Raw genomic sequence first — 14,334 nt, forward strand, 5'->3', positions numbered from 1 at the left:
ATGAGTGGGCGTGGTGGACCGAACCGCCGGATCAGCCGCGCGGGTCGTGCTCGTCGCCAGCGGTCGGGCTCTGCGGGGCGGGCTGCACCGCGAACGGATGGCGCAGCCGGCGCATGGCCTCCGCGCTGCCGTCGACGGTCACCGCCGACCCGTCGGCCGCGTCGGCGTTCGACGTGGCGAGAAACAGGGCCGGTCGGGCGTTGTCGTTCGATGTCATGCAGGATCCTGTCTTCGGTGAAGGAGGGGCGTCCGGGCCACGGGACGTCTCGTCCGGTGACCTCGTGACGGTTCGGCGCCTCGCAGCGGCGCCCGATCAGGGTGTCTCGTGCACGGGCAAACGCCCGGCGACACCGACACCCCGCACCATACCCGGCGCTGTCGATCCGCACGCGCCGCCGACGGACCCCGGTCGGGCCAGCTCGCCGACGGCGGGAAATTCTGTAATCCCACCTGCCGGTGGCAGTCTCCGAACGTGAGGGCGGTCAGCGCACACAGCGCGGTCCGCGCGGATCAGCACCTGAGGAGTGACAGCCATGCCGTCAGCCGGTCGAGCGCTACCCGATGTCGGGTTGGTCGTCGCGGCCCGACAGGGCGACCAGCGCGCCCTCGACGACGTCGTCGCGGCCTCGCTCCCGTTGGTCTACAACATCGTCGGGCGTGCGCTGCGCGGTCACGCCGACGTCGACGACGTGGTCCAGGAGACGTTGGTACGGGTGATCCGGCACCTGCCCGCGCTCAACGACCCGGCGGCGTACCGGTCCTGGTTGGTGGCGATCGCCATTCGCCAGGTGCGCGACTGGGAACAGCGCCGACGTGTCGCGCTCAACCGTGACGCCGGGCTCGACGTGATCCACAACGTGCCCGACCCCGCCGCCGACTTCGCCGGCATGACCATCCTCCGGCTCGGTCTCACCGACCAACGACGCGAGGTCGCCGAGGCGACCCGCTGGCTCGACCCGGACGACCAGGAGTTGCTCTCGCTCTGGTGGCTGGAGGAGACCGGCGAGATCACCCGGAACGAGGTCGCCGACGCGCTCAGCCTGTCGCCCGGACACGTCGCCGTGCGGATCCACCGGATGAAGGAGCAGATCCAGAGCGCCCGCGCCGTCGTCCGCGCACTGCGTGCCCGCCCTGGTTGTCCGGACCTGGAGGCCGTGACCGTCGACTGGGACGGCACCCCCAGCCCGTTGTGGCGCAAGCGCCTGGCCCGACACGTCCGCGACTGCGCGTTCTGCGGGCGGCTGGGATCCACCCTGCTGCCGATCGACCGGCTGCTCGCCGGACTGCCGATGCTGCCGTTGCCGACGGGTCTCAGCGCCCATCTGCCGAGCGCGGCGGTGCCGTCGGCCGGCGCGCCGGCCGTGCCGCCCCACCCGCCGACGGCTGGGCCGGGTCCAGCCGGTGGTGTGCCCACCGATGCGGGCGGCGGCCCGAGCGCCGTCGACCTCGCGGTGAACCGGCCCCGTGGCCTGCTGCCCTCCCTCGCCGCCGGGGTGGCCGCGGCGGTTCTCGCCATCACCACGGTGGTGGTGATCCTGCCGGAGGATCCACCCGCACCCTCGTGGGCCGCGCCGCCGTCCGCGGCGCCCACCGCCGTCGCCTCGCCGAGCGCCGCGCCGTCGCCGAGCGTCCGACCGCCGTCGAAGGCCCCGGTCGTCCCGGCGGTCAGCTCCGCCCGCAAGGGCGTCGGGGTGTGGAACTTCGCCGGGGCCAGTCAGGCGCTGGCGAACTCGAAGGCCGGCTGGTACTACACGTGGGGCACCCAGCACCCGGGGATCAGTACGCCGCGCGGCGTGACGTTCGTGCCCATGATCCGTGGCGCGGAGAACGTCACCGCCGCCGAGTTGGCTCGGGCGAAGGCGGCGGGGCCGGATCTGCTCACCTTCAACGAACCGGACCTGCCCGAGCAGGCGAACATGACAGTCGAGCAGGCGCTGGACCTGTGGCCGCAGCTGATGGCGACGGGCAGCAGGCTGGGCAGCCCGGCGGTGGCGTGGGGCGCGCCGGATCCGCAGGGTTGGCTGGACCGGTTCATGACCGGCGCCGAGGCCCGGGGCCACCGGGTTGATTTCATCACGCTGCACTGGTTCGGCGCCGACTTCGCGAGCGCCACCGCGGTCGACCAACTCCGGCAGTATCTGCAGGCTGTCCACCAGCGGTACCAGAAACCGATCTGGCTGACCGAGTTCGCCCTGATCCGCTTCGACGGGGGCCGTCAACAGTTCCCGAGTCAGGAGCAGCAGGCGGCCTTCCTCACCGCGGCCACCGCCATGCTCGGTCGACTGTCCTACGTGCAGCGGTACGCCTGGTTCGGCCTGCCCGCCACCGACCAGGACCGATCCGGGTTGTTCAGCGACGGCACCCAGGCGACAGTCGTCGGCCGCGCGTTCCAAGCCGCCCGGTGAGCGAGGGCGAACGGATGGACGAGCACCAGATCGGCAGCGACCGCCCCCGGCCCACCGTCCCCGCCTGGCGGATCGTCGGCGTCGCCGTGGCTCTGGTCGCGACGGCGCTGGCCGTCGGTCTGACCCGTGGCTGGGGCAGCGCCGACCACCCTCCCACCACCCCGTCGGCCGCTCCGGTGGCGACCGCGCCCGTGCTGCTCAACGGCACCGATAACGCCTTCATCCAGCTGCTGATCCCGATGAACGAGGGCGCGCTCGCGTTGATCGACCACCTCGACAGCCGGCCGGCGGACGCGGACCCGTCGCTGCGGGCACTCCTCGACGACGTCCGGGAGGCGCATCGGGCGGAGTTGCGGGACCTCCGGGGGCTGCTGGCCGCGGGCAACGTTCCGGAGCTGAACATCCACGAGGGGCATCAGATGCCCGGCATGGTCACCGACGCCGGTCTCGCCGAGGTGCGGAGCGCGCCCGACGCCGAGGTGTCGTCCCGGGCGGCTGCTCTGCTCCGGGCGCACCTCGCGCAGACCGTGGTGCTGTGCCGGGGTGAACAGACGGCCGGGGGGAGCCCCGAGTTGAAGGCGCTCGCCGGCCGGATCCAGCAGGCGCGGGCCGCCGAGCTGACCGCCCTGGACGGTCGGCCCGGTGCGGCCCAGGCCGCACCGGTCGACTGAGTGACGCCCACCGGGCCGGCCGATGCCGGCAGCTGACCTTCGGGCCGACATCCCCTCGTCGCGGGCGTCCCGTCCCGCTCACCGGGCCGGCACGTCGGACATCTCCCACCCGGCCCGGCGTGCGACGCACCGTACCCGGAGAACGTCGCCGCCCGTCGCGTCCGCCTCGACACCGACGGCGGGTTGGCGCGGTGGCCATCGTCGCGCGGCCGGGCGCGCCGCCGTCACCGCGTCGATCCTGACGGTGAGCGTCGGGTGGCTGCTCGCGATCCTCGCCGCGCCACACGTCACCCTCTCCCCGGGTTGGCGGATGGTTGCCCTCTTCTGCCACCTGTCCTGTCTCGTGGTGGGCTTCGGGGCGGTGCTGACGGTGGACTGGTTCAGCCTCCGGTGGCTGCTGCGCCGGGAACCGCTCGGCACCGTGCTGACCGCCGCACGCGGCGCGCACCTGCTCATCTGGCTGGGCCTGGTGGGTCTGCTCGCCAGCGGCGCCGCCCTGGGTCCGGACACGTCGTCCGGGCTGGTCTGGGTCAAGCTGCTCGCGGTGCTGGTGGTCAGCGTCAACGGGCTGTTCCTCGGCCGGGTCCGGGACCGGCTCGCCGCCGTGGACGGTCGCCCACCCTGGTCCGCCCTGCTCCCCGGCGTCGTCGCCGCCACCCTCTCCCAGATCGGCTGGTGGACCGCTACCCTCGTCGGCTTCTGGAACGCCAACAGCTGACGCCGCCGCCGGCGTGGTGATCAGGCCGGCGTCGGGTGCCTCGCCGCGAACCGGTCGCGGGTCAGGAACGCGAGCTGGGCACGCTTGTCCGGCATGTCGATCTCCGAGTCGAAGGTGAAGCCCTCGATCTCCAGCCGGCGCAGGGCGAGGTGGTTACGGACGTCCGGCTCGACGACGATCCGCTGGGCTGCCGGGTCGCGGAACAGGAAGCGGGCAAGGGCCGGCCCGACGGCGTTGGTGAGGCCCCGGACGATCCGCCGGTCGGGACTGAGCAGCAGGTGCATGCCGATGTCACCGGGCTGCACGCGGTAGCGCTCGCCGACCGGGTCCGCCTCGGGCTGGTAGGTCTGGAAGAGACCGACCGGCTCCACGTCGACCGTGATCAGGTACGCGTGGTGCGTCGGCAGGCTGTCCACGAAGGCGTAGATGTCGCGGACCTCGTCGAGGGTGTGTGAGCCCATGCCCCAGAAGGAGTTGCGGGGTCGGGTGACCCAGTCGTGCAGAAGGGCGGCGTGCCGGTCGGGGTCCACGGCCAGCAACGACAACTCACCAAGACCGGCGACTTTTCCCAGGTGTGTCATCGGGCGCTGTCCTCTGTTCCATCCGGGGCGCGACTTAGGTTAACCTCCCCTAACCAAGGATGACCTTACCTGGAGGGGTGCGTGAAACGGAACTGGGAGGCCCTGGTCCTCAAGGCCATGGGCGGCCGGGACTTTCGGTTGACCGTGCTGGGCACCGAGTCGGTCGACGGGCACTATCAGCGGCTGCTCCTCGACGGGGGTGGCCTGCTGGAGGCGTGCGGGGTGCACCCCACGATGTGGATCCGGCTGTGGTTCGACAACGACGGGCGGGCTCACCAGCGTGCGTACACGCTTGTCGACCCCGACCCGGCCACCGGTCGGTTCACGCTCGAATTCGCCATCCACGACGGCTGCGCCGCCCGCTGGGCCACCACGGCCCAGGTCGGCGACACCATCACCGCGACCGTCCAGGGCAGCGCGTTCGAACTGCCCGACCCCGCGCCGGACCACCTCTACCTGGTCGGCGACGCCGCGTCGCTGCCCGCGGTGAACAGCCTGCTCGACGCCGGCGCCGACATCCCGGCCACGGTCTGGCTCGAGTACGCCCACGAGGGCGAGAAGGCGCTCGCACTGCGGACCCGCGAGCACCACGACGTCACCTGGGTGCCGCGGCGCGACGATGGTCAACACCTCGTCGAAACGGTGTGCGCGGCTCTGCCGGCCAGCGGCGCGGCGCACTACTGGGTGGCCTGCGAGGCCGCCAGCACCCGTGGCATCACCCGGCACATCCGGCGGACGCTGGGCGTCGACAAGGACCGGTTGACCTCCCTCGGCTACTGGAAAGCCGCATGAAGGGCCGGCTCGGCACGCTGACCGCGCTGTACGTCACCCAGTACCTCGGCGTCGGCTTCATCACCGTCGGCCTGACCGCCATCCTGCGCGACGGCGGCACCTCACTGGACACCCTGGCGCTGTTGCAGATCGTCGGTCTGATCTGGCCCATCAAGTTCCTCTGGGCGCCGATCCTCGACCGGTACGGTTCGCGGCACCGTGGCCACTACCGGTCCTGGTTGCTGGTGCTCCAGAGCGCCCTGGTGCTCGCCCTGCTGGCGCTGCTGCCGTTCACCGATCCGGCCGACGCGCTCGGGCCGATCGTCGCGATCTGCGCCGCGTACGTCTTCTTCTCCGCCACACAGGACATCGCGGTGGACGCCGTGGCCGTCCGGATGCTCGCCGAGTCGGCTCGGGGCACCGGCAACGGCATCCAGGTCGCGGCCAGCTACCTCGGCAACCTGCTCGGCGGCGGCGCCTGCGTCCTGGTCTACGACCAGTTCGGCTGGGCACCGGCGATCGGCCTGCTGGTCGCGATGACGGCGGTCGGCCTGCTGGTGGTGTGGCGGTTCCGGGAGCCGCCGCGGACCGACCGGGTGGCCCGGGTGGGCACGGCCTACCGGGCGTTGCTGTCGGTGTTCAGCCAACCGGGCTGCCGGTGGTGGACCTTCGGCGTGGTGCCGCTGGTCTACGTCGGCGCGGGAATGGCGTACTCCCTGGTGACGCCGGCCCTGGTCGACGCGGGCTGGTCGTTGGGTCGGATCGGCGTCGTCACGGGCGTGGTGACGAGCGCTCCGGCCATCGTGGCGGGCCTGGTCGCGGGGTTCGGGGTCAGTCGCTTCGGGCGCAGCGGGGTGCTGGTGGTCGGCGGTGTGACCCTCACGGTGTCGACGTTGCTGCTGTTGCCGCTGATGAACGGCCGTGCGCCGTTGGTGGGCACGGTGGCCGCGCTCTGCTGCTTCATGATGGCCTACACCGTCGCCAACGTCGTGCTCTACACGGTCAACATGGACTACTCGCGACCCGACACCGGCGGCACCGACTTCACCGTCCTGTCGTCGTTCGGCCTGGTCTGCTCGTTCGTGGCGGGGTCCGTCGGTCTCGCGGCCGCCGCGCGGGTCGGCTACCCGGCGGTCGCGGTCGCGGCCATCGTGCTGGTGGCCGCCGGCGTCGCCCTGGGCCTCGCGCACCAGCGGCGCTTCCCGCAGCAGCCGGGTCCCGTCGCCGATCCGGCGACGGAGCAGCCGGCGGCGGAGGCGGTGCGGGCGGTGGCGTGACCGCAGTTCGTGGTGCATCTCGACCAGGTTGGGCAGACCGCACCATATCCGTCTAATAAGGGTAGGCTACCCTAATCATGGCATCGGGTAGTCCACGGAGGCGGTATGAGGATCTGTCTGACCGCGCTCAACCCCACCGACGCCGTCCTGGAAGGGTTCCTCCCGGCGGCGGCGTCGCTGGGGCTGTCGGCCACGGTGCTGACCGACCGGCCCGCGGAATGGCCCGCGGACGCGCCGGTGACGCGCTGCGCGGTCCGGGACGCGGCAGCGGTGGTCGCGGCGACGGCACCGATCCGGCCGGTGGCGCTACTGTCCAACAGCGACCATCTCCAGGAGGCCACCGCGATCGCCGCCCGAAAGCTCGGCCTGCCCGGCAAGGACCCGGACGCCGCCCGTCTCTGCAAGGACAAGGCCGCGGCCCGACGGGCGATCGCGGCCGCCGGCCTTGATCTGGTCCGTACCGTCACCGTCGACCCCGGAACCGCGCCGGAGGTGCCGGCCGGGATGTTCCCCGCGGTGGTCAAACCCCGCGAGGGGGTGGCCAGCGAGGACGCGTACCTGGTGGTCGACCGGACCGAGCTGGTCGCCCGGGTCGCCGAGATCCGGGGCCGGCGGCCGGAGGTGGCCCTGGTGGTGGAGGAGTATCTCGCCGGGGAACTGCGGACATTCGAAACCCTCGGTGACGACACGGATCTCGCCTCCCTCGGCGGGTGGGCGACCGGCCTCGGCCCGCCGCCGACCTTCACCGAGGAGAGCCTTTCCTGGTCACCCCCGACCGAGCCGGCGAGCACCCAACTGCGGGCGTGCCTCGACGCGCTCGGGGTCGGCTTCGGCGCCTGCCACACCGAGTACGTCGTCTCCGGCGACGGCCGGGTCCGCCTCATCGAGGTGAACTACCGCCTCATCGGCGACCGGATGGACCTGATCCTCGCCGAACTGCTCGGCGTGCCGCTGTTCGAACAGGTCATCCGGCTGCACCTCGGCGAGCCGGTGGCCGCCCTGGGTCTGCCCGCCACCGTCGACAGGTACGCCCAGGTCGAGTACGTCTGCGCGGCCCGGACGGGCCGGCTCACCGCCGCACCGGGCCCGCTGGACACCGGCGACGGCGAGGTCCGGCTGGGCTGCCGACCGCTGCGCCCGGTGGGCCGCTTCGCCGAGCACACCGGCACAAATCGCGACTATCTGGCCGTGCTGCACGCGATCGGCCCGGACCGGGACAGCGTCCAGACGTCGTTGGCCGCCTTCCGCAGCGAGCTCCAGTGGACCATCGTCGAGTGAGCGACGACTGCGAGCGGGAGGTGTTCACCCGGGTGCTCGACGCCCTGCTGCGCGAGGACCACCTCGGCCTGCTCAGCACCGGCAGCCCGGACGGGCCGGACTGGTGGCAGGTGCCGCACCCCGCCGGCCTGCTGCGCATCCCGGTGCGGGTGGACGGCTTCCAGCAGGCCCTGCGCAGCGCCGCTCCGACCGTGCTGGTGCTGGCCGACGACACCACCCACCGGACGGACACCCTGGCCGGGCTGTTGACGTTGCTCGCCCCCCGGGACGACGCCGAGGCGGCGACCGGCTGGCGGGACTTCAGCGCCGAGTGCCGCGCCGACCTGCGGGCCCGCCGGCTCGCGGCCCGGCACCGACCACGGGTCTTCGCCGAGGTGGCCGCCGCGCGCCCGAGCACCCCGACCGGTCTGCCGGCGGCCCTCCTGGACGACGTACTCGCCGCCCACCACGGGCACCCCGTCTACCCCACGGACCGGTGCCGGCACGGTCTCGGCGACGACGACCTTCTCCGGTATGCCCCGGAGCACGCCCCGCGTTTCGCGCTGCGCTGGTACGCCGTCCCCACCGAGGACGTCCGGCTCACCGGTGAACTCCCGTCCTGGTGGCCGCGCGCCCGACGACCGGACCAGCTGTTGCTGCCGGCGCACCCGATCACCGCGGAACGCGACGCGTTACCGGTCACGGACCTGCCGGCGATCACCGTACGGCCCACCCTCTCCATGCGGACGGTGGCGCTCGACCTCGACCCGTACCTGCACCTCAAGCTGCCGCTGCCGACCGCGAGCCTCGGCGCCCGCAACCGCCGTACGCTGCGCCCGGACTCACTCGCCGACGGCGCGGCCGTCGCCGCGTTACTCGGCCGGATCGCCAACGCCGAACCCACCTTCGCCGGACGGATCCGGCACGTCGACGAGAGCACCTTCGCGCACGTCGGGGGCGACGAGCGGCGCAGCTTCCTGCTCCGCAGATTCCCGGGTGACCTGGCCGGCGTCTACGTGGTGCCGGTCGCGGCCCTCGCCGCACCCGACCCGAGCGCGGGCACGGTCCTCGAACGGATCAGCCCCGATCGGCCCGGGGCACTGCTGGAGTCCTACCTGGACCTGCTGCTCGACTGGCACGTCTTCCTCTGGCTCCGGCACGGAATCGCGCTGGAGGCGCACCCGCAGAACATCCACCTGCTGGTGCACCCCGACGGCACGGTCGGCCTGCTCTACAAGGACAACGACGGTGCCCGCCTCGACGCGCGGCACGGCGGCCCGGGTGGGCTGACCCTCGACGACGACCGGATGTGGGCGCGCGACCCGCAGGAACTGGCGGACGTGTTCATCACCATCACCCTGCACCTGGCCGCCGCCGCACCCCTGCTCGCGCTGGCCGCGCGCGGGCTGCCCGTGCCGTCACCCGCCGAGGCGCTGGCACCCCGGCTCGCCGCCGCCCGCGACCGGTGGGGTGACGGACCAGCGGCGCGAACCTTCACCGACCGGGTCCTGCGGGCCGCCCACCTGCCCATCAAGGCGATGCTGACCGCCGGCACCCTGCTGCCCAAACAGCGGCTGGGCTGCGCCGACATCAACAAGTACTACCGGCGTACCGGCCCGAACTACCTCCGGGAGACACGATGACGAGCGCCCAGTTGCGCTCCCGCCCGGCCACCGAGACCGGTCAGCTCGCCGACCTGGCCACCGCCCATGCCGTCTTCGGTTGTCTGGTCCGCGAACTCGCCACGCCGGACGGTGGCCCGACAATTGTCGACGGTGCCGCGCATCAGCTGCTGCGGCACCTCGACGTCACGCTGCGCTGCGGGGTCGCGCGACACTCGCCGCTCGGGGCGCACCGCTACGCCGGTCCGGTGCAGCGGCGCACCGACAGCGGACGGTGGGTCGACCTGGACGCGGACGGGCTCGCCAGCCTGGTCGCCGCCGAACTCACCACCCGCACCGGCCTGACCAACGACGAGTTCGTCGAGCAGGTCCAGGCCAGCCGGGACACCGTGGCCCGGCTGCTGGCCGACCGCCCGGCCGAGAACCCCACGCCGACCGGCGACCCGGCCATCGACGCGTACGTCGACTCCGAACAGTCACTGGTCTTCGGCCACCCGCACCATCCCACCCCGAAGTGGCGCAGCGGTGACCCGGAGAGCTGGCGGGCGTACGCCCCGGAGCTGCGCACCTCGTTCCGGCTGCACTGGCTCGCCGTACCGGATGATTTGGCCGTCGGCGCCGGGCCGTTCGACGCGCTCGTGGCCGCCCTCGACCCGCCCCGACCCCCGCGCGGGCACCGCGTCCTGCCGGTGCATCCCTGGCAGCTCGCACTGCTCCCGCCGACCCACCCACGGCTGCGCGACCTGGGCGAGGCCGGCGTGCCGGTGCGGCCGACGGCGAGCGTGCGAACCCTCTACGCCCCGGCGGCCGACCTGTTCGTCAAGACCAGCCTGCACGTACGGATCACCAACTGCCTGCGCAAGAACGCCCGCTACGAACTCACCGGCGCGGTGGCCCTGACCGACCTGCTGGCGCGGGTGCCGATGCCGGACGGGGTGGGGCTGCTCACCGAACCCGCCTACCGCACGGTCGACGTACCCGGTCCGGACGAGGCGTACGGGACGATCCTGCGCACCGGCCTGCGCCCGCACCTGCGTCCGGGGGACACCCCGGTGCTGGCGGCGGCGCTGGCCGCCACGCCACTGGTGACACCCGATCCGGTGGCCTGGTGGCGGGCGTACCTCGGGCTGTTGGTGCCGGCGGTGCTGCGCTGCTGGCTCAACCACGGCGTCGTGCACGAGGCACACCTGCAGAACGTGGTCGTCGTGCTCGACCGCGACCGCCACCCGGTACGCATGCTGCTGCGCGACCTGGAGGGGGTGAAACTCGACGCCGACCGGTGGGCGACCTGGCCGGACGGCGTTCCCGCGCAGGTCCGCTACGGTCGGGTGGACGCCCGCCGACGGATCGTCTACTGCCTGTTCGTCAATCACCTCGGTGGCATCTGCGGGGCGCTCGCCGACGCGCGACCGGGCATCGAACGGCGGCTGTGGCAGGAGCTGCGGGCCGTCGTCGAGGCCGTCGCCGCCGACCTCGACGATCCACCCGAACTGCGCGCGCTGCTGAACGGTGAGCCGCTGCTGGCCAAGGCGAACCTGCTGGTCCGGTGGCGGCGCGACGCGGACCGGGCCGCGCCGTTCGTGCCGGTGCCCAACCCGCTGGGCGGGCCACGGTGACCCGACCCGTCTACGTCCACGACCTCGACGCGCTGGCCACGCAGGCCCGGGCCATCCGGGCGGCGCTGCCCCGGCCGGTGGAGCTGCTCTACGCGGTCAAGGCCAACCCGGACCCCGGTGTGCTGCGTACCCTCGCCCCGGTCGTCGACGGGTTCGAGGCCGCGAGCCGCGGCGAGCTGCGCAGACTGGCCGAGGTGCTGCCGGGACGGGCGCCCGCCGCGTACGCCGGGCCGGGCAAGACCGACGCGGACCTGGTCGCCGCCCTCGCCGCCGGGGTGCACCGCATCCACGTCGAATCGCCCGCCGAGCTTCGGCGACTCGGCGCGCTGGCCACCGCCTCGGGCACCACGGCCCCGGTGCTGCTGCGGGTGAACCTGCCGGTCGACGCGCCCGGCGCGAGCCTGGTGATGGGCGGCGGACCCAGCCCGTTCGGCATGGACCCGGCCGACGCGGTCGAGTGCGCCCGCCACCCGCCCGCCGGCATCGACGTACGCGGGATCCACGCCCACCTGGCCAGCGGGTTGGACGCGTCCCTCGCCGGTGCGGTCGCCGCCGCCGTGGTCGAGTGGGCGGTCACCGAGGTCGGTGCCGCCGAGGTCGACGTCGGCGGGGGCATGGCCGTCGATTACACCGACCCGGCGACGCGATTCGACTGGGTGGGTTACGGCCGGGCACTGACCGACGTCCTCGACGCGTACCCGGGGGTGCGGTTGCGCATCGAGCCGGGCCGGTCGGTCACCGCGTACTGCGGGGCGTACCTCACCGAGGTCATCGACGTGAAGCGCTCCTACGGCGAGTGGTTCGTGGTGGTGGCCGGGGGCACCCACCACCTGCGGACACCGGCGGCGAAGGGGCACTCGCAGCCCTTCACCGTGCACCCGCGGCACGGCCTCGACGGCCCGCGCACCGACGGAGGACCGGTCACCGTGGTCGGGCAGCTCTGCACCCCGAAGGACGTGCTGTCCCGGTCGGCCACCGCCGGGCCGATCGGCGTGGGTGACGTGTTGGCCTTCGCCATGGCCGGGGCGTACGCCTGGAACATCAGCCACCGCGACTTCCTGCTGCACGAGCCACCGCTGTTCCGTACCGGTGACCCGCAGAAACTGGCCGCCGAGTGGGCGGCCCGACCGCTGCGGGAACGACACCAGGGGCCGGCCGACGGCTGAGGGTGGCGGCCGGACGATCAGCCGGTGCGGGCGACGGGACCGATCAACTGGTGTTCGGTGGGAGTCATGCTGAGCATGACCCACTGCACCTTGCCCTTGGTGATCAGGCCGATCATCTCCGGGTGCAGCTGGGCGAACCAGCTTTGTACGCTCACCAGCCCCAACGCGTTCGCCGCCGTCGCTGCCTCCGCCCCCGTCAGCCGCTGGAGCACCACGATGTCACTGCGGACCAGCACATCGACGTCGTAGCCACTCAGATCGTCGCGCACCACCAGGGTGGCCCGCCACGGCGCGCTGAGGCCCGTGTCGGTGGCGGTCACCGGGCCGGTGTCGATCACGACGAGCTGCGGCTCGGTCGGCGTGGCCGCGGTCGGCGGAGGGACCCCCGGCGGAAGGAACGAGGCGATCTCCCGGCCGATGACGCAGCGCCGCAGGAAGGCGTCCCACTCCTGCTCGCGGGCGGTCTGGATGAACAGCCGGGCGCCGATCCCGAGGGCACGGAAGGCGAGCAGCTCGGCGCAGCGTACGCCGCCGGTCAGCATCAACCGCGTCGGTTCGGCGCGGAACAGACGCAGCCCCACCGGCTCCTGCTGCCGGTTGCGACCGACGACGAGGCCGCCGCCCCCGGCGACCACGTGCAGGCCACCGACCGAGGCGGTGTCCGTGCGGTGCAACCCCATCCGACTGCCGGGGAAGGCGACGCTCTTCACCGCAGGAAACCTCCGAGCGGTAGCGTGGCGGCCACGCCGTGCGCGTGCTCGCCATCAAGTCGTTGCAGACGGCCGCCATGGCGGCGGATCGCCTCGTGCAGGGCCTGGTCGGCGGCGGCCAGTGCGGCCGGATCGGCGCCCAGCAGGCGGAAGGCCACCTCCACGGCGAGGTCGTCGCCGTCGGGCCGGGTGGCGGCGATCGACACCACGCTGGCGGCGGCGGGGAGCCCCCGCAGCAACGAATCGACCTCCCACGGCTCGCGGGGCCAGTCCAGCAGCCGGTGGCAGCTCTGCTGCGCGCCCCGGGTCGACCAGGCCCGCCAGGTCTCCCGGGCCAGCATCTGGTCACCCGTCCCGCTGGGTGCCCCACCGGTCAGGTGGGTGAGGGTGGTGACGGCGACGAGCACCTCGTCCCGGTTCAGCATCCGCGCGGCCACCCGCTCCTGCCGCAACTGCCGCCGGGTCCGCCGGATCACCGCGAGGAGCGTCGGGCGCAGGTCGTGGTCGGCGTGGAAATCGGGGGTCCGCGCGGCCTGGAGCACCACCCACGCCTGCCGGCTGGCGGGCACCTCACCGTTCGTCAGTTCCCGGTACGCCCGGTTGACCGCCGCCGCGCCGGAGCGGGCACGTGGTGCCGGCGTCACCTGGATCAGCAACTGCACCACCACCGGCGGTGCCTTCTCGTCGACCGCCGGTAGGAGTGCCGCGGGAGACGGCAGCGCCTGCGGAGCGCTCATCAGCAGGGCACCCTCGGTCGGGTCGACCTCGAAGATGGCGCTCAGCCCACCCCTGTGGGTCAGCAGCACGGCCGGCTGGTCGTCGATCTCGACGATCTCCAACTCGACACCACGCTCCAGGTGGGTCAACAGGCGCAGGGCCGGCTCCGCGTCGGTGCCGGTGAGCTGCCGGCGCCGCCCCCGGAAGCCCCACCAGATCGGAAGCCACTCGTGCAGCCACCGGCCCCGGAACCGGATCACCGTCGGAGCGAGCAGCAGCACCGCCACGACGGCCACCGCGGCGGTGAGCGGCACGCCGTGCGGGGTGGCGGTGAGCACCGCCGCCGCCCCTACCTGCCACGCCAGCAGTTGGGCGACGTTCACGCCACCGACCCGGAGCCCGCGCTGGAACGGTCGCACCCTCCGGGTGGCTGCGGCTTCGGCCGTGGCTTCGCCCGCGGCGGTGGCCGGGACGTCAGCGGCGGCGGAGGGAGCCGCGGCAGTCCTCGCGGCCGGCGCGACGCTCGTCGTCTGCGCGGCCGTCGCGGCCCGTGCGCCGGCGGCCACCTGAGTGGTGTACGTGGTCCCGCTCGCCGCCCGGCCCTGCCCGCGCTGCGCAGCCTGGGTCTGCCCCGGGCCGCCGCCCGCCCAGCTCACCGTCGGCGGGGGCGCTGGTACGCCGGTCTGCTGCGGTGCTGCCACCCGTTGCCCGGGTGGCATCTGCTGCGCCGGTGGGGCACCCGGATGGTGCTGCCAACCCGGTTCACCCGGCCGTGCCGCACCCGGATGCGTCACCGCACGTTCCTCCTCACCTGGGCCGGCAC

At 73.3% G+C, this 14,334-nt stretch carries 13 protein-coding genes; 9 read left to right on the forward strand and 4 right to left on the reverse strand.

Features of this window, described 5'->3' with window-relative positions; all coding sequences use genetic code 11:
- Positions 1-31: 31 nt before the first annotated feature.
- Positions 32-217: a hypothetical protein gene (locus tag AB0A90_RS03250; protein WP_357240865.1), complete on the reverse strand. Its 186-nt coding sequence runs from the start codon at positions 215-217 to the stop codon at positions 32-34.
- Positions 218-533: 316 nt separating this feature from the next.
- Between AB0A90_RS03250 and AB0A90_RS03255 the strand changes: the two genes are divergently transcribed.
- The 3 genes from AB0A90_RS03255 to AB0A90_RS03265 all read left to right on the forward strand — a co-directional run bounded on the left by AB0A90_RS03255 (position 534) and on the right by AB0A90_RS03265 (position 3,794).
- The gene (locus AB0A90_RS03255) at positions 534-2,405 is read left to right on the forward strand and encodes a sigma-70 family RNA polymerase sigma factor (RefSeq protein ID WP_357240868.1); all 1,872 of its coding nucleotides are present in this window, start codon (positions 534-536) and stop codon (positions 2,403-2,405) included.
- Positions 2,406-2,419: 14 nt separating this feature from the next.
- The gene (locus tag AB0A90_RS03260) at positions 2,420-3,076 is read left to right on the forward strand and encodes a DUF305 domain-containing protein (RefSeq protein ID WP_357240871.1); all 657 of its coding nucleotides are present in this window, start codon (positions 2,420-2,422) and stop codon (positions 3,074-3,076) included.
- A 244-nt stretch (positions 3,077-3,320) separates the two neighbouring features.
- Positions 3,321-3,794 carry a hypothetical protein gene (locus tag AB0A90_RS03265; protein WP_357240874.1) on the forward strand — a complete coding sequence of 158 codons (474 nt, stop codon included), beginning with the start codon at positions 3,321-3,323 and terminating at the stop codon, positions 3,792-3,794.
- Positions 3,795-3,814: 20 nt separating this feature from the next.
- Here the strand turns inward: AB0A90_RS03265 and AB0A90_RS03270 are convergent, their stop codons facing one another.
- The gene (locus AB0A90_RS03270; RefSeq protein ID WP_357240877.1) at positions 3,815-4,375 is read right to left on the reverse strand and encodes a GNAT family N-acetyltransferase; all 561 of its coding nucleotides are present in this window, start codon (positions 4,373-4,375) and stop codon (positions 3,815-3,817) included.
- 81 nt (positions 4,376-4,456) lie between these two features.
- Between AB0A90_RS03270 and AB0A90_RS03275 the strand changes: the two genes are divergently transcribed.
- From AB0A90_RS03275 to AB0A90_RS03300, 6 genes are all read left to right on the forward strand, one after another.
- Positions 4,457-5,167, forward strand: a complete 711-nt coding sequence (locus AB0A90_RS03275; RefSeq protein ID WP_357240880.1) for a siderophore-interacting protein — start codon at positions 4,457-4,459, stop codon at positions 5,165-5,167.
- Positions 5,164-6,423, forward strand: coding sequence for an MFS transporter (locus tag AB0A90_RS03280; protein ID WP_357240884.1), 1,260 nt, complete (start codon positions 5,164-5,166; stop codon positions 6,421-6,423). The genes AB0A90_RS03275 and AB0A90_RS03280 overlap by 4 nt, the downstream gene beginning before the upstream one ends.
- A 105-nt stretch (positions 6,424-6,528) precedes the next feature.
- The gene (locus AB0A90_RS03285) at positions 6,529-7,701 is read left to right on the forward strand and encodes a siderophore biosynthesis protein (RefSeq protein ID WP_357240887.1); all 1,173 of its coding nucleotides are present in this window, start codon (positions 6,529-6,531) and stop codon (positions 7,699-7,701) included.
- Positions 7,698-9,323 carry an IucA/IucC family siderophore biosynthesis protein gene (locus AB0A90_RS03290; RefSeq protein WP_357240890.1) on the forward strand — a complete coding sequence of 542 codons (1,626 nt, stop codon included), beginning with the start codon at positions 7,698-7,700 and terminating at the stop codon, positions 9,321-9,323. The genes AB0A90_RS03285 and AB0A90_RS03290 overlap by 4 nt, the downstream gene beginning before the upstream one ends.
- The gene (locus AB0A90_RS03295) at positions 9,320-10,918 is read left to right on the forward strand and encodes an IucA/IucC family protein (protein ID WP_357240893.1); all 1,599 of its coding nucleotides are present in this window, start codon (positions 9,320-9,322) and stop codon (positions 10,916-10,918) included. The genes AB0A90_RS03290 and AB0A90_RS03295 overlap by 4 nt, the downstream gene beginning before the upstream one ends.
- A complete protein-coding gene (locus AB0A90_RS03300) occupies positions 10,915-12,084 on the forward strand; it encodes an alanine racemase (protein WP_357240896.1) in 1,170 nt (389 codons plus the stop codon). The genes AB0A90_RS03295 and AB0A90_RS03300 overlap by 4 nt, the downstream gene beginning before the upstream one ends.
- A gap of 17 nt (positions 12,085-12,101) precedes the next feature.
- Here the strand turns inward: AB0A90_RS03300 and AB0A90_RS03305 are convergent, their stop codons facing one another.
- On the reverse strand, positions 12,102-12,794 hold the full coding sequence (locus AB0A90_RS03305) for a hypothetical protein (protein WP_357240899.1): 693 nt from the start codon (positions 12,792-12,794) through the stop codon (positions 12,102-12,104).
- Positions 12,791-14,305, reverse strand: coding sequence for a type VII secretion protein EccE (gene eccE, locus AB0A90_RS03310; protein WP_357240902.1), 1,515 nt, complete (start codon positions 14,303-14,305; stop codon positions 12,791-12,793). Before eccE ends, AB0A90_RS03305 begins: the two co-directional genes overlap by 4 nt.
- Positions 14,306-14,334: the final 29 nt, after the last annotated feature.

This window comes from Micromonospora sp. NPDC049204, assembly GCF_040647935.1.
In the GTDB taxonomy this organism is placed as follows: Bacteria; Actinomycetota; Actinomycetes; order Mycobacteriales; family Micromonosporaceae; genus Micromonospora.